At 66.5% G+C, this 21728-nt stretch carries 14 protein-coding genes; 9 read left to right on the top strand and 5 right to left on the bottom strand.

The genetic code is table 11. From position 1 onward, the window contains the following. Positions 1-3 precede the first annotated feature (3 nt). Both GC106_RS44625 and GC106_RS44620 read right to left on the bottom strand, forming a co-directional pair. Positions 4-639, bottom strand: coding sequence for an acyl-CoA dehydrogenase family protein (locus GC106_RS44625; RefSeq protein ID WP_173142271.1), 636 nt, complete (start codon positions 637-639; stop codon positions 4-6). 1 nt (position 640) lies between these two features. Beyond that, a complete protein-coding gene (locus GC106_RS44620) occupies positions 641-1711 on the bottom strand; it encodes an acyl-CoA dehydrogenase family protein (RefSeq protein ID WP_173142270.1) in 1071 nt (356 codons plus the stop codon). Positions 1712-1954: 243 nt separating this feature from the next. On the opposite strand from GC106_RS44620, the gene GC106_RS44615 reads away from it, so the two are divergent. The 5 genes from GC106_RS44615 to GC106_RS44595 are packed head-to-tail and all read left to right on the top strand — an operon-like array spanning position 1955 to position 14033. Beyond that, positions 1955-8650, top strand: coding sequence for a non-ribosomal peptide synthetase (locus GC106_RS44615; protein ID WP_173142269.1), 6696 nt, complete (start codon positions 1955-1957; stop codon positions 8648-8650). After that, a complete protein-coding gene (locus GC106_RS44610) occupies positions 8647-8931 on the top strand; it encodes a phosphopantetheine-binding protein (protein WP_173142268.1) in 285 nt (94 codons plus the stop codon). Before GC106_RS44615 ends, GC106_RS44610 begins: the two co-directional genes overlap by 4 nt. A 4-nt stretch (positions 8932-8935) precedes the next feature. Further along, positions 8936-10210 (top strand): aminotransferase family protein, encoded by a 1275-nt coding sequence (locus GC106_RS44605; RefSeq protein WP_173142267.1) that lies wholly within the window; start codon positions 8936-8938, stop codon positions 10208-10210. A gap of 20 nt (positions 10211-10230) precedes the next feature. Further along, positions 10231-12135, top strand: a complete 1905-nt coding sequence (locus GC106_RS44600) for a B12-binding domain-containing radical SAM protein (RefSeq protein ID WP_173142266.1) — start codon at positions 10231-10233, stop codon at positions 12133-12135. Next, positions 12132-14033 (top strand): radical SAM protein, encoded by a 1902-nt coding sequence (locus GC106_RS44595; protein ID WP_173142265.1) that lies wholly within the window; start codon positions 12132-12134, stop codon positions 14031-14033. The genes GC106_RS44600 and GC106_RS44595 overlap by 4 nt, the downstream gene beginning before the upstream one ends. 217 nt (positions 14034-14250) lie before the next feature. On the opposite strand, the gene GC106_RS44590 is transcribed toward GC106_RS44595, so the two are convergent. From GC106_RS44590 to GC106_RS44580, 3 genes are all read right to left on the bottom strand, one after another. Then, entirely contained in the window at positions 14251-14667 is a 417-nt protein-coding gene (locus GC106_RS44590) for a transposase (RefSeq protein WP_173142264.1), read from the bottom strand. A gap of 191 nt (positions 14668-14858) precedes the next feature. Beyond that, complete coding sequence (locus GC106_RS44585) at positions 14859-16007, bottom strand: hypothetical protein (protein ID WP_173142263.1); 1149 nt, start codon at positions 16005-16007, stop codon at positions 14859-14861. Positions 16008-16528: 521 nt separating this feature from the next. Continuing rightward, complete coding sequence (locus GC106_RS44580) at positions 16529-17764, bottom strand: ROK family transcriptional regulator (protein WP_173142262.1); 1236 nt, start codon at positions 17762-17764, stop codon at positions 16529-16531. A gap of 290 nt (positions 17765-18054) precedes the next feature. Here GC106_RS44580 and GC106_RS44575 point away from each other — a divergent pair, with 290 nt between their 5' ends. From GC106_RS44575 to GC106_RS44560, 4 genes are all read left to right on the top strand, one after another. Beyond that, the gene (locus GC106_RS44575; RefSeq protein WP_173142261.1) at positions 18055-18204 is read left to right on the top strand and encodes a hypothetical protein; all 150 of its coding nucleotides are present in this window, start codon (positions 18055-18057) and stop codon (positions 18202-18204) included. 35 nt (positions 18205-18239) lie between these two features. Then, complete coding sequence (locus GC106_RS44570) at positions 18240-19988, top strand: albusnodin/ikarugamycin family macrolactam cyclase (protein ID WP_173142260.1); 1749 nt, start codon at positions 18240-18242, stop codon at positions 19986-19988. Beyond that, positions 19985-20701, top strand: coding sequence for a lasso peptide biosynthesis B2 protein (locus GC106_RS44565; RefSeq protein WP_173142259.1), 717 nt, complete (start codon positions 19985-19987; stop codon positions 20699-20701). The genes GC106_RS44570 and GC106_RS44565 overlap by 4 nt, the downstream gene beginning before the upstream one ends. 235 nt (positions 20702-20936) lie before the next feature. Then, complete coding sequence (locus tag GC106_RS44560) at positions 20937-21692, top strand: SMODS-associated NUDIX domain-containing protein (RefSeq protein ID WP_173142258.1); 756 nt, start codon at positions 20937-20939, stop codon at positions 21690-21692. Positions 21693-21728 lie beyond the last annotated feature (36 nt).

Below are 21728 nucleotides of genomic sequence, written 5' to 3'. Positions count from 1 at the left end.
CTGTCAGGGCCCTGCGATCTGCCATAGCCGCGCTGGGTCGCCGTAATGCGTGGCCTCCTGTAATGCCAGTTCGTAATACCGATGCACCGGGGCATGCCTGGTCAGACCGTACGCACCGTGCACGTGTACGGCCCACGCGGTGACCTCCAAGGCTTGCTCGGCGGCGTAGGCCAACGCCCGGGCGGCCGCCTGTCCAGCGTCCTCACCGTGATCGGCCAGCCAGGCCGCGCGGTGCACGAGCAGCCGGACCGCCTCCAACTGCGCGAACTGAGCCGCCAAGGGGAACGCGATGGCCTGCCGGTCCGCGAGGGCCTGGCCGAACTGCCTGCGCCGGAACGCGCGACGCACCGCCAGCCGGTGCGCACCCGCGGCCAGTCCGAGCAGGTACGCGGCCTGCCGGAGCCATTCCCCGGTCCGATCGCCGCCGGTCCTCTCCCGGTAGTCGTCGCGGGCGGCGTGGCGGCCGAGTTCCTCGCAGACGACCACGCCCAGGCCCAGGCCCAGGCGGAGCGAGGTCTCGATGGCGTAGACGTCCAGCTCAGCCAGGCAGTCGCGGACGTCGTCGGGGTCGGTCCCGGCCAGCTTGGCGCGCAGCGCACGGGCGAGGTCACGCTGGTTCTCGTCGTATTCCAGGCGCATGTCAGCCCACCCGGTCCACGGTGTCCGGCAGGTGCTGGGCCAGCGTCTGCAGCATCATCTCCGACGTACCGCCGGACAGGGTCAGTCCGGGCGCCTCCCGGTATGCCCGCTCCACCTCCGCCGGGATATCCGGGGCGTGCTTTCGTACCGCCCAGCCCGCGAGTTCCGCCGCCAGTTCACTGCCATACCATTTCGCCACGCTTGTGGACACGGAATCGACGGCAGCCGAGGCTTTCCACGACAACAGCCGGGCCGCCTCGACTCTGGCCGCATAGCGGGCTGACGTGACGGTATCGGCCGGGTCGTCACCGGTCTGCCTCACCAGGCCGTACCACCGCTCGGCGCGTATCGAGAAATCGAAACCGATCCGTTCGTAGGGCAGTGCCTCGAGCACCATCGACCATCCGTTGCCCAGGCCGCCGACGACATCGTCCGGCGTCACCCGCACGTCGTCGAGCTCGACCACGTGGAATCGCTCTTCAGGCAGTCCGTCCAGAGCCGTGATGTGCACGCCTTCAGCCCGCATGTCGACGAGGAAGAGCGTGATCTCCGCATATCCGCCCCGGCCGGGAACGCGCGCCGCGCACAGTCCGACGTCGGCGATTCCGGACTTCAGGCCGAACACTTTCGTCCCGGACAACACGAATCCGTCCTTCACCGGAATCGCCGTGGTACTCAGCGCCGCCAGATCGGACCCCGCCTCCGGTTCGGTGTAGAGGACTCCGGCGAATATCTCGCCGCTCGCGAGGCCGGGCAGCAGCCGGGATCTCTGCGCCGGGGTGCCCGCGTTGAGCACCAGCCGTCCAACGGTCAGGATTCCGTTGACGAATAGCGCGTCCGGTATTCCCGCCCGGACGATCTCCTCGCTGACAATGGACTGGAAAACCGTGGAGCGGCCCTGACCACCGTATTCCACCGGCCACGCCACACCGAGCAGCCCGGCAGCGCCCAGCCGCCGGTAGAGCGGCCGCTCGTCGGCGCCGGACATTTCCGCATCGGACACCATGCCGCGTAAATGATCACGGACATGATCGCGGAAATCAGCCTCTTCCGGCGTATGGCCGAAGTCCATACGTCCCCCACTCACCGCTCGGCGCCACCGCACTTGGGACCATACCGCCGCAACCGGGTGGTGTCACCCTTTCCGCAGGGTAGATAGTGAGTGGCCGCGACGGTACAGTCGACCGTGATCCGCATTGCTGGGGTAGGGGGATCAATGACGCGCAGGCCACAGGTGTTCGCGGACACCGATCGCCGCGCGCGGTTCTTCGCCCGCATTCGCTCCGTCGGAACAGCGGGTCCAGAATCGTCTACAATGGAATTCGCGGACAGCCTGATCGCCGATCCGCCGACCCGTTTCCCTCGGGCCACGGCCACCGGAGCCGCTCCTCCGCCCAGCCGCGTACGCCTCGCTGAGCCGCTCACCGGCACCGCGTCCGCGGATGCGGCGCTGGCCGCGGTTCTGGCCGCACTGAGCCGGTTCTCCGCCGAACGAACGGTCCGCGTCGGCGCGGTACGCCCCGGTTCCGCCAGAGGCATTTTGACCTGTGAAGTCGTTGGCGGTGAAGCGTTCCAGGCCCTTGCCGCACGGCAGGCGGGCCTGCGAACGCGACCAGCCGCCACCGTCCCGCCGATCGTGGTACGCCTCCGCACGCCGTCCGATGTGTTGTCGGACCCGGACCCGTGGCAGGACGCGGATCTCCTCCTCGACATCGACCACATCCCCAGCCGTGTGGTGGCGCGGTTCGATCCGGACCGCTACGAGACCGAAACGGTCCAAGGGCTGTTGCGCCATGCGGCCGCGTTGCTCGCGGCAGGCACCGACCGCCCGGAAAGTCCTTTGTGGATGCTCGAATCCACCGGCCCGGAACTGATCAGCGGCCCGGTCCGGCCGGTCCCCCCGGTGACCCTGACCGAGCGGTTCGACGAGATCGCCCGTCGGTTCCCCGGCCGGCGTGCGGTGGCAGGAGCCACCGGCGAGCTGACCTACCGGCAACTGGCCGACGACGCCCGCCGGCTCGCGCACGAGTTGCCCGCCGGCCGTGTCGGAATCCTCATCTCACGCGGAGACCCGCGGTGGGTCGTCGCGTGTCTCGGCGCGCTGTACGCCGGTGCGGCGTGGATCCCGCTCGACCCGGACACTCCTGCCAGACGAGCTGACGAACTGTTCAAGCAGGCCGAGGTCGCGGCGGTCGTGACGGACCGGCAGTTCGATGGCCCTTGGCGCACAGTAGATCTGAACGCCGATGCCGGACGTATCGCCCGGAACCCACCCGAACCCCCTGGCATCAAGGCACATCACCGCGACGCCGCGTATGGCATCTACACCTCCGGCAGCACCGGATCACCGCGCGCGGTGATCGTCGAGCACGTCAACGTGGTCAACTTCGTCAACGCCATGCGGACGATGTTCGAACTGACCCACGAAGACCGGGTGCTGCAGTACGCCTCGCCAGGATTCGACGTGTGGGTGCAGGAGGTCTTCTCAGCGTTGCTCACCGGTGCCTCGCTGTGGATCGCGGGCGACGAACAGCGGTTGAGCGTCGAGGAGCTCTCGCGCGTACTGGTGGCCGAACGCATCACCGTGGCCGAACTCCCTCCGGTGCTGATGGACTCGATGAACCCGGCACGCTTCCCGGACCTGCGGATCGCGTCGGTCGGCGGTGAGCCGTTCCCCGGTTCGCTCGTGACACGCTGGTCGCCGGGACGCCGAGTGGTCAACGGGTATGGGCCCACCGAAGCGACGATCGGTGTGATCTACACGGACTGCGCGGGCATCATGCGGACGCCACCGCCCATCGGACGACCGGTGGACAACCACCGTTGCCATGTGTTGGACGAGTGGTTGCGGCCGGTGCCACGCGGTGCCGTGGGCGAGTTGTACCTCGGTGGTGCCGGACTGGCGCGAGGTTATCTGGGTGATCCGGCACGAACGGCGGCCAGGTTCGTGGCGGATCCGTTCACCGGTGACGGCGGGCGGCTGTATCGGACCGGCGACCTGGTTCGGGTGGACGCCGCTGGGGACATCGTCTTCGTGGGGCGCGCCGACCGGCAGGTGAAGGTCCGTGGGCAACGGGTGGAACTCGGCGAGATCGAGTCCGCGTTGCTCGCCCATCCCAGTGTCCGCAGCGCGGTCGTCGACCTGACGGGCACGGGCGACCGGAGGACAGTCGTCGCATATGTTGTGAGCTCCGGCATCGATCCCGCCGAGCTGCGCAAGGAGCTCAGCGAGCGCCTGCCGGCCTACATGGTGCCGGGCCGGATCGTCGCCGTCGACAGGATTCCCGTCAACGCCAACGGGAAGGTGGACATGTCCGCCCTCGCCGAGCGGCTGCCACCGGCCGCGCCGCCGTCCACGCCCGCCGGGCTGACCGGGCTACAACGCCGGCTCCACGACGAATGCGTGGCCAAGGTCATGCCGGATCTGGGCCTGGCGGCGGAGGACAACCTGTTCACCGCGGGCGGTACGAGCCTCCAGCTGATCAGACTGATCGCCCTGGTACGTCAGCAGTTCGGCGTCGACGTGCCGGTGACCGAGTTCCTCAGTACCCCCACGGTGGCTCGATTGGCGGAGATCGTCGCGGCGGGCGGACAGGATGTCGCTCCCCTCCCCCGTGCGCCGCGGGACGGCGAACTGCCGCTTTCGCCGGGGCAACGGTCGCTGTGGTTCATGGATTCGCTTGTGCCGCACCGCGCCGCGTACCACGTGCTCGAGGCGCACAGGCTGCGCGGCACGCTGGACGTGGAATGCCTTCGCCGTGCGGTGGAAGCGCTTGTCGAACGGCATGAGGCGCTGCGTAGCCCGATCCGGGTGCGGGACGGTGTGCCTTACCAGGTGGTCGCACCCGTCGGCCGGGTGGAGTGGGACGTGACCTCAGGCCGTGCGGTGGACGACGTGCTCGCCGAGCGGTTCGCGGTGCCGTTCGACCTGGGGTCCGGGCGTCTGCTTCGAGCCACGCTGATCCGCGTGCACGAGAACGAGCACGTGTTGTGCCTTGTCATGCACCACCTGGTGTCCGACGGGCGGTCCACCGAGGTGTTGTTCGAGGAGCTCAGCGCACTCTACGAGGCGTTTCTGGCCGGTCACCGGCCGGAGCTGCCGGACCCACCGGTCCGGTACGCCGACTTCGCATGGTGGCAGCACCAGCTGAGCCACGGGTCCGAAATGGACGCCCAACTCGAACGTTGGCGCGCCGCGCTGGAAGGTGCACCGGCCGAGGCGGAGCTGCCGCTGGACCGGCCGCGGCCGGCCGTGCTGAGTCACCGCGGTGGCGTTGTCCGCTTCACCCTCGGCGAGGACGTCGGTGCGGCCGCGGGCGCGCTGAGCCGGAACGCGGGCACCACGCTGTTCACGGTTCTGCTGAGCGGGTTCGTGGCGGTGCTCGCCCGGTACTCCCGCTCCAGGGACGTCGTGGTGGGCATTCCTGTCGCGAACCGCACGCGCGCCGAACTCGACCGGGTTGTCGGCTTCCTGTCCGGCATGCTCGCGCTGCGGCTGGACTGCGCGGACGACCCCACGTTCGCCGAATTGCTCGCCCGCGCCGTACGAGCCACGAACACCGCCTATGCCAGCCAGGACGTGCCGTTCGAGCGGCTGGTGGAAGAGCTGGCGCCGGAACGCGACCTGTCCCGCAACCCTGTCTTCCAGGTGACTTTCCAGGTGTACGACGCACCGGCCGATTCCTTGCGACTGCCGGGGATCACCGTCGAGCCGGTCGAGTTCGACACCGGTGTCTGCCAGTTCGACCTCTCGCTGGTGATCCAGGTCAGCCGGGACGGCAGGCTGGTGGGGTCGATCGGCTACAGCACGGACCTGTTCGACGCCTCGACGGTCGACCGGTTCGCCGAGCACTACCAGGTCCTGATCGCGGACGCGCTGGCCCACCCCGATCGCCGGATCTCCCGGCTCGCCATGCTGGCGCCGGACACGCCACCCGGACTGACCGGACCGCCGGTGAGAACCGACGAGCCGGTCGCGACGCTAGTCGCACGTCAAGCCACCCGTACACCCGACTCCCCCGCCGTGGGGCGGATGACCTACGCCGAGCTGAACGCGGCTGCGAACCGCTTGGCCCACTTGCTGATCCGGCATGGCGCGGGCCCGGAGCGGATCATCGCGATCCACGCCACCGGCCAGGACCTGGTGGTCGCGCAACTCGCGGTGTTCAGGACCGGCGGAGCATACCTGCCGATCGACCCGGACTACCCGGCGGAGCGAATCCGGTTCATGCTCGACGACAGCGGCGCCACGGCTGTCCTCACCACACTGTCCAAAGTAGACGAATTTGACCACGCTGTCGCGATCGACGCGCCCGGCCTCGACGCCTTGCCCACCGACGATCCCGGTGTTGTCGTCCATCCGGACAACCTCGCGTACGTCATGTACACGTCCGGGTCGACGGGGCGGCCCAAGGGCGTCGAGGTCACGCACCGGGCGATCACCCGGCTGGTGCACGGCCTCGAGCACCTGGGGATCGGTCCGGACGACACGTTCCTGCACCTGGCGCCCGCGGCTTTCGACGCGTCCACGTTCGAGATCTGGACGCCGCTCGTGCACGGCGCCCGGCTGGCGGTCTGGCCGCCCGGCCCGGTCGGGCCGCGTGAGCTGGGAGCGGTGCTGGCGGCCGAGGGCGTTTCGGTGCTGTGGCTGACCTCGCAGCTGACCAACCTGATCGTCGACACCGCACCGGAGGCCCTGGCCCCGCTGCGGTTGCTGCTGACCGGCGGCGAAGCGCTGTCCCCGCCGCACATCCGCCGGTTGAGCGCCGCACTGCCCGGCCTGACCGTGGTCAACGGCTATGGTCCCACTGAGACGACCACGTTCTGCGCGACCCACGTGGCGGGAACCGCTCCCCAGCCCCGATCCATTCCCCTCGGACGGCCGATCGGCGGCACCACGCTGCGTGTTCTCGATCCGTGGCTGTGCCCGGTCCCACCTGGCGCGCAAGGCGAACTGTGGGTCGGCGGCGCGGGCGTGGCCCGTGGTTACCACGGGCTGCCAGGGCTCACGGCGGAACGGTTCGTGCCCGATCCGTTCGGTGAGCCCGGCTCCCGGCTGTACCGCAGCGGTGATCTGGTGCGGTTGCGGGCGGACGGGCTGATCGAGTTCGAGGGCCGCGCCGACAACCAGGTGAAGCTGCGGGGATACCGGATCGAGCCCGGTGAGATCGCGGCGGTTCTGGTGGAACACACGGATGTGCGGGACGCGTACGTGATGCTTTCGGGTGACGGGTTCGTGGCCGAACTCGTCGCCTACGTCGTCGCCGGGGACGGGATCGACGGCGAGGCGCTGCGTCACTACCTCAAGCAGCGGATCCCGCGGTACATGGTGCCTGGCGCGTTCGTGCTCCTGGATACGTTGCCGTTGTCCGCCAACGGGAAGGTCGATCGTACCGCGCTGCCCGGTGCGCCGGACCGCGCCATGCGGTACATCGCGCCGCGGACCAGCCACGAGATCGTGGTAGCGCAGGTGTGGCAAGAGGTCGTCGGTACGGAGCGGGTGGGAACCGGCGACAACTTCTTCACCCTCGGCGGCAACTCGCTGGCCGCCGCCCAAGTCGTGGCGCGTGTCGCGGAGCGGCTCGGCGTCACCCCCTCGCTCAGTTCTCTGTTCGCCCATCCCGTGCTCGCCGACTTCGCCCGGCACCTCGCGGAACTGGACACGGCACCCCGGCGGGAGACGGGACGACACGCCGGCCCAGCCCCGCTGTCGCCCGCACAGCAACGGCTCTGGTTCCTCGACCAGCTCCAGCCCGGCCGACCGACCTACAACGTGGCGCTCGGTCTCCGGTTGCGCGGTGCACTGGACGCCAACGCACTGCGCCGCGCGCTGACCGAAATCGTCCGCAGACATGAAGTCCTGCGCTCCCGCTTCGCGCTCGGCGAGGACGGGTGGCCCGTCCAGCACGTCGAGCCGATCGACGTGTTCAAGGTCGACGACGCCATCGCCGAGTCGGTGGACGACGCTGTCCGGCTCGCGGAGGAGGACGCCCGCCAGCCCTTCGACCTGGCTGTGGCACCACTGATCCGGGCCCGCCTGATCCGCGTCGCCGACGACGAACACATGCTCTCGCTGACCGTGCACCACGCGGCGTTCGACGGGTGGTCCACCGAGGTCCTGCTGACCGAACTGGCCACGGCCTACCGCGCCGGCCCCGCCGCGCTGCCTCCGATCGTGTCGCAGTACCGGGACTTCGCGGCGGCGGACCGAGTCCGCCCGGCACCGGAGGAAGGGCTGGTTTACTGGCGTCGCAGGCTCGCCGGGCTGCCCCGGCTGGAGCTGCCCACGGACCGCCCGCGGCCGGTCCGGCCCACCGGTACGGGCCGCAGGCACCGCTTCACCCTGTTGTCCGGGAACGACACGGAGAAACTCGCCGACGTGTGCGCCGAGCACGAAGTCACCGAGTTCATGGTACTGCTGGCCGCGTTCCAGGCGACCATGGCCGTGCACACCGGCCGCACCGACATCGTGCTGGGCACACCGGTCTCCGGGCGCACCGACGCGAAACTCGAGCCGCTGATCGGGTTCTTCGTCAACACCGTGGTACTGCGGACCGACCTGTCCGGCGACCCGTCCTTCGGCGAACTGCTCGCCCGTGCCCGGGAGACGGCGCTCGGCGCGTACACACACCAGGACGTGCCGTTCGAGCAACTGGTCAGTGACCTCAACCCACGGCGGGACGCCCTGTACTCGCCGCTGTTTCAGGTGATCTTCTCGGTGCAGGACATCCGTGGCCGCGCACTGGACCTGCCCGGTCTGCGCGCCGATGTGCTCGACATCTACACCGGGACGGCCAAGTTCGACCTCGACGTCGCGCTCACCCTGTCGGCGGGCCACGTGTCCGGCACGGTCGAGTACAACGCCGACATCTTCGACCCGCCCGGCATCGAGCGGGTGTTCGACCAGTTCGGGCACGTGCTGCGGACGGCGCTGCACGACCCGGGAACCCGGCTGTCCACGATGCCGGCGGGAAACAGCAGGAGAACACCGGAGAGGAAGAGCACACGATGAGTTCCGAGAACGCCGAGTTCGACGCGACTGCCGTGACCGGCGTCGACACCGAGACCGAGAAGACTGTCGCGGAGATCTGGGTGACAGTGCTGAAGAAGAACACGTTCGGCGCGGACGACGACTTTTTCGCCGTCGGCGGCAACTCCATGCTGGCCACCCTGGCCACCTACAAGCTGCGCGAGAAGTTCGAAGTGGAACTGCCGCTGATGCTGATCTTCGAGAACCCGACCATCACCGAGCTGGCCAAGGCGATCGAAGAGCACATCGCGTCCGGGGAATGAGCCGATGATCGATCCGGCGGAGTACCCGCTGTGGAACAGCCCGGCGATGAACGCCTACCTCAAGACCGTGTCGCCGGAGACCATGCTGGTCGAGGGACGAGGCGTCCGCGTGCGCGACAGAGGTGGCCGGTGGCTGCTCGACGCCCGGTCGGGCCTGTGGAACGTGACGCTGGGGTACGACAACCAACGCGTCATCGCCGCGATGAAGCAGCAACTGGACACCTTGCCGTACGCCAACCTGATCGGATACGGCAGGCCGAGCGGAATCTCGATGGAGGCGGCCAACGCGCTGCTTCCGCACCTACCGGAGCACCTGACCAAGATCCGGTACTGCAGCAACGGCTCGCAGGCGGTGGAAACCGCGGTGCTGCTGTCACGGTTCCTGCACCGTGTGCGGGGGGAGCCCGAGCGCACCACAGTGTTCGGGATGTGGCGTGGTTTCCACGGCCTCGGCGCCGGCGGTGGTGCGCTGACCGGAATCCCCTACGTACACTACCAAGCAGGACCGCTGCTCCCCGGCGTGCTGCACGGGTCCGGCCCGTTCGAGACGCACGGCGACGGCACCGCCAGCGGCCTCGAACAGGCTATGGCCGATCACGGTCCCGAGCGGATCAGCGCGGTCGTCGTCGAACCGATCGTCGGTGAAGGCGCGCACGTGCTGACCGAGGACTACCTGCGGTCGCTCGCGGACTTCTGCCGTGTCAACGGAATCCACCTGATCATCGACGAGGTGACCACTGGCATGGGGCGCACGGGCGCGTTCACCCGTTGCGGCCAGCTGGGTGTCCGGCCCGACATCCTCACCCTCGGCAAGGGGCTCACGTCCGGGTACGCCGCGCTGTCGGCTGTCGTGCTGTCCGACGAGATCTACGAGCAGGTCCGTGCGTTGCCCTACGACCAGCAGTTCTTCATCGGGTCGACGAACGACGGGCACCCGGTCGCGCTGGCCGCGTCGATGGCCGTGGTGGAGGTCCTGACCACGGACAGGGTGCTGGACAACGTCCAGCGGAGCGGCGCGGAACTGTTCCAGCGTCTGTCCGATGTGGCCAAACGGCATCCGCACGTGACGGCGATCCGCGGCACCGGCCTGATGTACGCGATCGAACTGTCCGAACCGGACTTGTTGCGGCTGGCGATGGAGGCACGCGGTGTGCTGGTGTCCACCCTCGCCAAGTGGCCGGCCATCGTGATCATCCCGCCGCTGGTGGTGTCCGATGACGAGGTTGAGGAGATCGTCGTCGCGCTGGACCAGGCATTGGACGAGGTCGCGAACTTGTAGTCGACCGTCTGGGGGTAGTGATGAAGACCGTGACCATGGTGGAGTTCACGGCGTTCGAGAAGGTGACTCCGTTGGCTTCCGGCAGCCTGTGCGCGTACGCGGGCAAGGACCCGGAAGTCGCGGACGCCTTCGCGTTCCGGATCCACGACGCACCGGTGACTGTGGACCGCGCGGCGGTCGCGGCGGAACTGGAGCGGGACCCCAGCGATGTCTACGCGTTCAGCTGTTACGTCTGGAACATGGGACTGGTGTCCCGGCTGCTGGACGAGCTGGTCGAGAAGGTTCCGGACGCGCAGTTCATCCTCGGCGGCCCGCAGGTGATGAGCCACGCGTGGCGCTATGTCCTGCCGGAGCGGGGCAATGTCGTGGTGTGCAACGGCGAGGGCGAACGCACGTTCCACCAGTACCTACGGCAGCTGATGACCGGCGAGCCGGATTTCGCCGCGGTGCCCGGGATCAGTTTCTGGCGGGACGGCGAACTGGTCACCACCGAACGCCCGGAGCGCATCCGCGATCTCTCGGAGATCCCCTCGCCGTACACCACCGGCGTGTTCGAGCCGGGCAAGTACACGTACGCCATCCTGGAGACGACCCGGGGATGCCCGTTCAACTGCGGCTTCTGCTTCTGGGGTGCGGCGACCAACGCCAAGGTCAACCGTTACGAGACCGACCGGATCCTCCAGGACATCGACTGGATCAGCGACAACGGCCTCATGGTGCTGTACATGGCCGACGCCAACTGGGGCATGTCACCACGGGACGTGGAGATCACCAAACACGTGGTGCGCAACCGGGAACGAACCGGTTACCCCCTGATGATGGGGATGAACGCCGCCAAGAACAGGCCGGAACGGATGGCGGAGATCACCAAGCTGCTGATCGACGGCGGCATGCTGACCAGCCAGCCGATCTCCTTGCAGACCATGGACAAGGACGTCCTGGACATCATCGACCGCAGCAACATCCGGGCCGAGACGTACACGGAACTGCACCGCCACCTGCGCGAGCAGAAGATCAGCTCGTTCACCGAGATGATCTGGCCGCTGCCCGGCGAAACCGTGGCCTCGTTCCGCAGGGGTCTCACCACGTTGTGCCGGTCCCGTGCCGAGACGATCGTCGTGTATCCGCAGTTGCTGCTGAACAACACGCCCATCTATGAGAAGCGCGAGCTGTACAGCATCAAGGTCCGCCGTGTGCCGGACGAGGCCGCGGAGGCCGACATCGTGGTCGGGACGAAATGGGTCACCGAGGACGACTACGCCGAGGGCGTGTGGCTCAACTACGTCCTGCAAAGCCTTTACTGCCAGCGAGGCCTCTACTACCTGGCCAACCACCTCGACCGCACCGGCCGGATGGACTTCGACGAACTCTTCGCCCGAGCGGTCGACTACTTCAAGCGCCACCAGGACTCCTCCGAGATCTGCCGGTTCTTCGCCGACTCGGTCGCCAACCTCGGCAACTACCACCTCCTCAACAGCGGCACCCACCTGCACCTGTTGCTCCACGCCAACCGGGCCGAGTTCGACCGGCTGCTCGCCGGATTCGTGGCCGGACAGAAGTTCTGGACCGACCCGGTGGCCAGAGCGGCCTTCGAACTGGACCTGCTCGCCCGCCCCTACGTCTACCGCGAGAAACCACGACTCCCCGAGCACGTCTTCACCGAACTGGACATCACCCGGCAGGAGAAGGACATGGCGATCCTCGCCCCGCCCGCGGTGACCGAACTGGTGCGCGACCTCGAATCGCTCGACGGCGCGCCGGACGGGCTGTTGCTGCTGCGCCATCCGTTGCGCCGCAAGCTGCCGTTCATGACCGACCGGCCGTTGCGCGACAACATCTCCTACTGCGAGGGAATGGTGCTGCATCTGCGAGAAATGCTACCGGAATGGACGCTGACCGACCGAATGGCTGGAGTGCGGGCATGACGAAAACGGTCACGCTGGTGGAGTTCACCGCGTTCGAGCGGATCACCCCGCTGGCCGCGGGATACCTGTGGTCCTATGCCGCCAACGACCCCGAGGTGGCGGACGCCTTCTCGTTCCGGATCTACGACGCACCCGCTTCGTCGGTCGACCGTGAGGCAGCCGCGGCGGAGCTGGAGCGGGAACCGAGCGACGTCTACGCGTTCAGCTGTTACGTCTGGAACATGGGGCTGATGACCTGGCTGCTGGAGCGTTTGGCCGACAGGCTGCCCAACGCCCATTTCATCCTCGGCGGGCCGCAGGTGATGAGCCACGCCGCGCAGTACGTACCGCCGGACCGCTCGAACGTGCTGGTGTGCAACGGCGAGGGCGAACGCACGTTCCACCAGTACCTGCGGCAGCTGATGAGCGACGAGCCGGATTTCGCCGCGGTGCCGGGGCTGAGCTTCTGGCGGGACGGCGAACTGGTCACCACCGAACCCGCGGAGCGGATCAAGGACCTCACCGAGATCCCGTCGCCGTACACCAACGGCGTGTTCGAGCCGGGCAAGTACACCTACGCGATCCTGGAGACCAACCGCGGCTGCCCCTACAACTGCGGCTTCTGCTTCTGGGGTGCGGCGACCAACGCCAAGGTCAACCGCTTCGAGACCGACCGGATCCTCCAGGACATCGACTGGATCAGCGACAACGAGTTCATGATGCTGTACATCGCCGACGCCAACTGGGGAATCTCCCCACGGGACGTCGAGATCACCAAACACGTGGTGCACAACCGGGAACGAACCGGCTATCCCCTGATGATGGGGATGAACTCGGCGAAGAACAAACCGGAACGGATGGCCGAGATCACCAAGCTGCTGATCGACGGCGGCATGCTGACCAGCCAGCCGATCTCCTTGCAGACCATGGACAAGGACGTTCTTCGCCTGATCGACCGCAGCAACATCCGGGCCGAGACGTACACGGAACTGCACCGCCACCTGCGCGAGCAGAAGATCAGCTCGTTCACTGAGATGATCTGGCCGCTGCCCGGCGAAACCGTCGCCTCGTACCGCCGCGGCCTGACCGAGCTGTGCCGATCGCGCGCCGACACAATTCTCGTGTACCTGCAACTGCTGCTGCACAACACGCCGATCTACAAGAACCGCGAACTGTTCGGCATCAAGGTCCGGCGAGTTCCCGACGCGGCAGCGGAAGCCGACGTCGTGGTGGGCACGAAGTGGGTCAGTGAAGAGGACTACGACGAAGGCGTCTGGTTGTTCTACTCGATGCAGAGCCTTTACTGCCTACGCGGGCTCTACTACCTGGCCAACCACCTCGACCGCACCGGCCGGATGGACTTCGACGAACTCTTCGCCCGAGCGGTCGACTACTTCAAGCGCCACCAGGACTCCTCCGAAATCTGCCGGTTCTTCGCCGACTCCGTGGCCAACCTCGGCAACTACCACCTGCTCAACAGCGGGACACACACCCACATGCTGTTGCACGCCAACCGGGCCGAGTTCGACCGGCTGCTCGCCGGATTCGTGGCCGAACAGAAGTTCTGGACCGACCCGGTGGCCAGAGCGGCCTTCGAACTGGACCTGCTCGCCCGCCCCTACGTCTACCGCGAGAAACCACGGCTGCCGGACCACACCTTCACCGAGCTGGAAGTCACCCTCCAAGACAGGGGAATCCAGATCACCGCACCGCAGGCCGTCACCGACCTGCTCAGGGACCTCGAACCGATGGACGACATCCCCGACGGGCCACTGTTCATGCGTCACCCCCTGCGCCGCAAACTCCCCTTCCGAGAGGACCAGCCCCTGCACGACAACGTCTCCTACTGCCAGGGAATGACTGTGCACTTGCGCGAGATGCTCCCGGAGTACAAACCGGTCCCCGCTCTCGCCCACTGACACCCCGCGGTCAGGCGAACCGGTAGACGACCGTTCCCAACGCGCGCAACCGGTGCCCGGCGTCGAACACGCTGATGTCGCTCCGCGCGATGCGCTCGTCGCAGGCCCGGACGAACGCTTGCACGACAAGCTCTCCGGCCGACTGCGAGCCGAGAAGCTGTGCGTGGAAGGCGATCGCGGCACCACGGAACGGTCGCGCCCGCCACGTCCATCAAGGTCAGCGCGACGCCGTCGCGGATGCTGCTGTCGGCGTCGAGGTTTCGGTTTCGTTCGGCGGCGGCATGGTCGTCACCAACCGTCCATCATCGACGCCGGTCACCGCCACGCCGCCGTAGTGGACAGTCGACATCGACTCGATTTCATGGTGGACGAAGCCGAGCGCGAGCAACGAGGTCAACGCGACCGTAGCGGGGTCCGTGTCCACGGTCAGCGGCGCGGTGAGCTCTCCTCGACGGATCCTTCGGCCGGAACCCACCATGGCGCGCCTGGAGTACAGCATTTGACGATCAGGCAGCCTCTTGCGTCCAGGATGGCATGCCGGGCGCGGCAGCACCGGCAGCAACGGCTCGATCTGCTCCCACAGATCGTCAGAGACGATCCACGGCGTCGATTCACCCCTCTCACGCCCGAACATAATCCACATCAACCCTGCCCGACGCCAGCAAGTGATCATTCTGTCAGGAGCCCTTACGCCTGACACAGGGAGTCACTGCCAATGGATGGTGTTTTCGGCCTCACCACCACATTCGCCAACTTCGCCAGATCGCGATGACCGACTGCCGCAAAGACTCACAACGGACAAGGCTGGAAAGCGCCCCGCTCAGGTCAGTGGAGATCGACCACGTCCCGTACGAGCCGCGGCACCGGAACGAGTGGCCAGTTCGCCGCCGTGGAAGGCTCGGACAGACCAAGCAACTGGTAGAGCTCTCTTCGGAGAATGGCGGCGGACTGTCCTTTGACGGTCGAGATCCGGCGACCGGACACGTCCCACTGGGTGGGCTGCGCTCGCCTGGCCTCGTCGAGTTGTTCAAGCAGCGGTGTTGAGGGACACAGCCGTGGGCTTCGGCCGGCCAACTCAGCCATCACCGAGTGCGGGTCTATCTCATCATGGGCGAAGTGACTGAGAAGCAACGGCACCTTCACGCTCGATGCGTACACGGCCAACGAGCTGTGGTCGGCGATCATCATGTCCGCAGCAATTACCAATGCTCGCCAGTCCTCCCCGGCATCGATGAGATCCATGCCGGCTGCGCGGGCGTCACGCAGCCAGGTGCGGACCTGGCGAGAACCGTGTTGTGACCACACCGCTGGGTGCAGGGTCGCGATGACCCGATGGGTGACCGAAAGCTCAGAAGTCAGTCGTAGCAAGAGATCCCGCTGACTGCCCAGCAGCGACCGCTGCCCCCAGGTCGAGGATACGGCGACCAAGGTCTGGGCGTCGCGAACACCCAGCCTCGACCGGTACTTGTCCCTGGCTGACAGGGATGCGCACAGGCGGTCGTAGCACGGATCTCCGGCGATGACCGCCGCCGCGACAGCCTCCGGGCACTGATGGGTGAGTGTCGCCATGTGGTCGTGGTGCGGGAGCACGATCGAGTCGAAGATCGGCTGGTCGTGCTCGTCGAGCAGGGACCGGCGGTCGAGTCCGTAAACCTGCCGTTCGCTGCCGGGCTCATCCGTGGCCCAGGCGGGCCAGAGCTTGTTGTAGCCGGCTCCATGTGGAGCGGTGAAACGGCGGGCAGCGGCCACTTCGCCCATCTGGTGCAGGCTCGCCGAGATGGACAGGTCGAACGTCTGGCAGACGGCCTCCTGCCACGGGATCGTCCGCACTTCAAGCTGCTGGAGCTTTTCCGCCACACCGTTTCCCAGCTGGTCAGGCACCTGGGTGTAGATCAACTGGACCCGCGGGTCGTCCTCCAACAGCAGCGTGATGTCCTCAAGCCGCAGCAGGCTTGTCGGAGTGTGAACCCCCACGAGGACAGTGCGTTCTGTGTTCATGGTCGACCAGCGGTGGCGGATCGGCCTGGCGGTGGGATAGAGAACCGGCACGTCAGGTGTGGCACTGCGCTGGCTGGGGAGCGTTGTCCGCCTTCCGGCAGAGATGCCTCTCCGTGGTGTCAGGCGCCGTGGGCGTTCGTTGGCGTGGTCAACGGGCTCGGCCGCTCTCCGGCGGCGGGATCGGGAGGACATGGCACTACCTGGCTTTCGGTGGGGCAGGAAGGACGCACCGCGAGCTCGCGACCGCGAACTCGGCCACTTTTCTCGTGCGGCGGCCCAGGTTGGCTGTCGTGCGCAGCACAGCGCTTCGGCCACCGGGCGCTTCCGGTCCGTAAATCGATCGACTGACGCATGCGCTCCTGGGGATTGGCGTCACTGCCTTCACCGCCTTCGACCTCGAAACGTCGCGGCCTCCAACCAGAAGGGTACGACTCTTCGATTCGAAGTCAATACTGCTCCAGCATGGACTGCAGCATCAGGTTGAAGGGAAGCTCAGCCTAGACACCTACCGTGACGTCCGCCTTCAGCGCGAAGCCGAGCGCGCCTTGAGCACCCGCCAGGAGGCCGAGCTGCGATCCCATGATCCGAGTCGGATCGGGATGGTCGAGCATCCCCCGCAATGCATAGAGACGCAGGCTCTGTTCCGCGGGTTCGATGAGCAGTTCGGAGGCTCGGCCCAGCTCTCCGCCCAGCACGATGATCTCGGGGTTGAGTAGGTTGCACACCCTTGCCAGCGCTAGACCGATGTTACGACCGGCATCGTGCAGCACCCTGCCGCACACCTGGTCCCCGCCCTTGGCCTTTTCGATCATGCTTTCCAGCCCAGTGGGCAGATCTATCCGGTATCCGGAATACGCCTGCCGCACTTGTTCGACCAGACGCGCTCCGCCGACCAGCGTCTCCAGGCAGCCACGATTGCCGCAACGGCAGACGGTTCCCGTGGGGTCCATGGTCAGATGGCCCAGCTCGCCCGCCAGACCGTGGCGTCCGCGGTAGATCAGACCGCCGATGATCAGCCCCGATCCGATGCCTGTCGAGGCTTTGACGAAGAGCATGGTTTCGACGTTCTTGCCAGCGTCCCCCTTGCCTACACCGAAGGCGTATTCGCCATATGCGGCCAGGTTGGCCTCGTTGTCGATGATGATCGGCACGCCCGGGAAGTGCTCGTGGAACCTCTCCCGGGGATCGCCGCCGAGATTCCACTCAAGCGACGAGGCTACCTGGGTGACCAAGGCGGTACGCGGGTCGACGGCAGCGGGGACACCCAGCCCGATCGACACGATGTGGTCTTCGTCAAGCCCGGTCTTGCGCGCGAGTTCCTTGATCAGCCGGACACTTTCCGAGACCCAGATCCGGCCGCCCTGATCGGCGCTGAAGTCGACGGTGTCCGACTCCACTCTGGGTGTGTCCACGCGCCTCGCGGCCACGGTCAAGCCGGTGTGGTTGACCTCGATGCCCACCGCCAAACCCCGTACGGCGCCCAGACGGATCCGTTTGCCGCGCTCGCCTCCGCCGGAGTCGACCCGGAAGATCTTCTCTTCTTGGAGCTCGCTCACCACGGTCGACACTGTTGCCTGGGACAGGCCGGTGATCCGGGCAATGTTCACTTGCGTGCTGCTCGGATCGAGCATCACGGCACGGATGATCCTCCGCCGGTTTGCGTCCTTAAGCGAGTCGGACGGCGTCCAGAGCAGGTCGCGCGCGTCATGGTTTGTCCGACTCGTAGATGCCACGGGTCCTCCAGTCAAGGGGCCCGCCGGTCGGCGGGCCGTCTTCAATTAGAAGACCTTCTACCATAATCCTGTAGCCATGCCTTGGCTAGGGGGGCGTGTCTTCGTCAGTTGGAAGGCTCGTGCGGTCGGAAATCGTAGCCGTGGATTCTTAGAGCTTGTCACCATCAACTCACATGCAGGGCCACTAAATGGTGAAGGTCAAACACTGGCGGGTGACAGTTGCGACGGCTAGACTTTACCAATTGTGACCGGGTCGCGACAGCCCGGAGTCGAGCCTCGGGAGGTGGCTTGTGAGTGATGATTGGGCCGAATCGCGCCGCGACGATCAGCCGAGTGAAAGTGGTTATGAACCGCCCGCGATCCATGATTTCGGCCTGATTCAGGACGTCACTCACGGAAACAGCAACGGAAGTGGCGATGCGAATGGCCAGCAGAACTGATTTGATGAAGGAGAGTCGCGCAGGGGAGCGAAGAAGTGCGTTTCAGCGGCCGATCAGCGAGAAGTGTCACAACGCCACAGGTCCTTGAATGCATCGAATCCGATGAACTTCGAGTCGTTGTTGGGGCGTCGGCGTGCGCAGTCGTCATCGGGCACTGCTTCGCCTCTCGTGACGAGCTTGAAAGCAGCCTTGGCGAGTTCGCCGAAACCGGTGCGCCGGAGTGTTTCAGTGGTTGGTCCGGTTGCTATTCAGTCGCTGTTCTCCAGCCGCAGGCGGCTACCCTGATCGCGGACCCGGTCGGTCAGTTCCCGCTTTACCTGGCCCGGTCCGACGATGATGTGGTGTTCGGATCGAGTGCGTCCGCGCTGGCGAAGCATGTCCAAGCCGAGCCTGACCGGGTCGCCTTGCTGGCCACACTGACCTGCCCCGAAGCGGGTGATCTTTTCGATACCCGCTCCATGTTCGCCGGGGTCGACCGGCTCAGTCCGGGGCGCTTGGCTCGCATCGTGAACGGCCACGTCGAGGTGGAACCCTACACTGAGTTTCAGCCGGACCCCCATGTATCGCTCGCCGAAGCCGCGACTGGGCTCCAGTCATCGTTGACCAGGGCGGTCGATGCCAGAGTCGCGTCCGCTGGTTCGCTCACCTCCGATTTCAGCGGTGGGCTTGATTCAACATCGCTCGCGTTTCTTGCCGCCCAGAAATCGCCCCGACTGCCGGTTCTCACGTATCTCAACAGCAGTCGGCCGGTCACGGACGACGTCGACCACGCCACTCGGGTAGTGGGACTCGCCGACAGACTCGAACACCATCTGGTCTTCGGCTCTGATGCGGATCTGCCGTATCAGAGTATTGACGTGCTCGCCGAAGAACCGCATTCATCCGCAGTCGCGATGGGCTCAATGAAAGCGCGCCTGAAGGTGGCCGCGAAACTCGGTTCAGACCTGCATCTCGTCGGCGAGGGTGGCGATATCGTGCTCGCCGCGCCCGCCGCTTATCTTGCCGACTTGGGCAGGCAACGGGACTTACCCCGGCTGTGGCGGCATTGTCTCGGCTGGGCGAGGATACGCAACCGATCGCCCATGTCGCTACTCTCCAGGGCCATCGCCATGTCGAGAACCAGCCGGAGCGAAGCCTTTGCCGACTTAGCCGGTCAAATCGCCCAAGGACGACCAACCGGTGAGGTGGCCTGGGAGAAGGACAATGTCGCCTATTGGACTGTTCCGCAGGCCGACTGGCTGACCAGACCCGCGCGAAGGACGCTCGCCGAGCACGTCCGTGCATACGGGGCCGGCTTGTCCACAGACGACGAAGCGTCGGTCGGTGACGTCGTAACTTCAGCCAGACTGCGTTTGCAAGCCCTGACGCAGCGAGCGGTGCGGACTTCAGGTGCACAGTGTGGCGTCGCGGTGCACGCGCCTTACCTCGACACAGATGTCGTGCGTGCCTGTCTGGCCCTTTCGGCCTCGCGGCGATCTAGCATCACCAAGCCGAAACCGCTCCTCCGCGCGGCGCTGTCCAGTCTTGTTCCCGACCTCGTGCTCGCGCGCCCGACCAAGGGCGACTACACCGCAGACGCATACCAAGGCATCCGCCGCGCGGCGCCTGTCCTGCGGCGCTTGCTGGAGAACCCGGCCACAGCGGATCACGGACTGATCGAGCCCGCACCCGTCCGTCAGACCGTCGTACGAGCGATCGACGGACTGCCGACGCCGTGGGGCGCACTGAACCAGTGGATCGCCGTCGAATTGTGGCTTCGCAACCAGTCCGGAGACGCAGAATGAGCGGCAGATTCGTCATCCCCGAAACCGTCCACGCAACACCGGACGACCGGGGGAACCTGACCCTGCTCAACCAGGCGACCGGTCGCTGGCACCTCCTCAACCGGACAGGCGCCGAGTTCTACCAGTCATTGCGCGCACACCAGGACATCCAGACGGCGATCGACTCATTGGTGCGGCGCCACCCCGACGTGCCAGCCGGGCAGATCCAGCACGACATCGAACTCCTGGTGTCCGCCTTGGTTGCTCGAGGTCTACTCGTCCCTGACGAGTTGTTCCGCCGACAAGCCGCCGGAATCCTCATGACGCTCCCCCCGACGAGCCAACCCAATACCCGGCTGCAGGGATTCACCGCGCTCGTCGCTTTCCCCGTGGCACTCCTCCTGCTGAAGATGCCATTCCGCGTCACCACCGCCGCCGTGACACGCCTGAAACACCGCCTCTGCCGCCGTAAGGCCACAATCGCCGAGGCTCAAGGCGTTCTCTCCGCCGCCCGCCGAGCCGGCAGGTTCCACCCTGGCCGCGTAGCCTGCCTCGAGGAGTCCCTGACCGCGGTACTGGCCGCGGCCATCATCGGCTATCGCGTGGACTGGTGCTTCGGCTTCGCCGTCGATCCGCTGTCCTTTCACGCCTGGATCGCCGTGGACGGCAGCCCTGTGACCGACAACTCAGACGACCCGATCAACTCGACCTACCGCCAAGTGCTCGTGATCTAGATTCTTGGTGAACGGATGGATTCACGCTGCGGTATCTGGAGGTGGGCGGGGCGGCCACGTTGAGCGACGAGGCATTCTGGCCACGTGCTGGAGGATGAGGCCTGAGGATGTACCACCGGCGCGGAGTTTCCCATCCTGCCTGGGGCAGCGGAACTTCCCCCGCACGGCGCTTGTGGTGCGAGCGCGGACTGTGACAATGAAGACAGCCATTGCGGACGGGTCGTCGGAGGTGACGGTGGTTGTCGAGATCGTGGCCGGTCTCATCACTTCGGCGATGACCGCGACGGCGGCAGTGGTCTGGCGGTACCGCGTTCGGATGCTTGCCCAACCGCGCCGAGTTCGGGTGTCCTTCAGTGCCCTGCTGCGCATCCGCGACGACGACCGCTACGTACTGTTCCACGCCATCAACCGGCCCGGTTCCTACGGGCCACCCGGTGGTGCCTACAAGTACCTTAGCGACGGCGAGGCACAGCTGGAGAGGCTGGGATTCAAAGATGAACCGAAACCCACCGGCCTGATCGATCACATGCGGCACGATCTGCGCGGCTTCGTCGATTCCCGCTCGGTCAAGAAGTTCATACGTTGGTTCGACAGCGGTACCGGCCGCGAGTCGGCAACCGAGTGCCTGCGCCGCGAGCTGGCTGAAGAGCTGGCCGAGGTCGGCCATCCGGAACTGATCGACCACGTGGCTTCGCTGGAGTTCACCCCACTCCGGGTGGTCCAAACGGGCCCACGCCAAGAACCCGGCACCGACTATCTGCACCTGCGCCGGTTCGAGGTCTACGACATCGCAGTGGCTCCAACCGGGGCCGCGGCCCAGTTCAAGCAGCGCCTGCTGGAGCTGGCCGAGGATCCGACGACTCACTTGATCGTCGGGGTGGGCGCGACGGACATCGAGTACGGCCGCTGCACGGCCGGACTGATCGGCGGTCAAGCCGCGTTTCTCATTGGCACCAAACGGCGCCACCCACCGATCCCGGCGGTGCGATAACGCATGCCGCGCCCGGCAGACTCCACACCCTGCCCG

Origin of the sequence: Kibdelosporangium persicum (assembly GCF_013280595.1) — a bacterium.
GTDB lineage: Bacteria > Actinomycetota > Actinomycetes > Mycobacteriales > Pseudonocardiaceae > Kibdelosporangium > Kibdelosporangium persicum.
The sequence above is the reverse complement of the archived record's forward strand: the minus strand, read 5'-3'. Positions and strand labels throughout refer to the sequence as shown.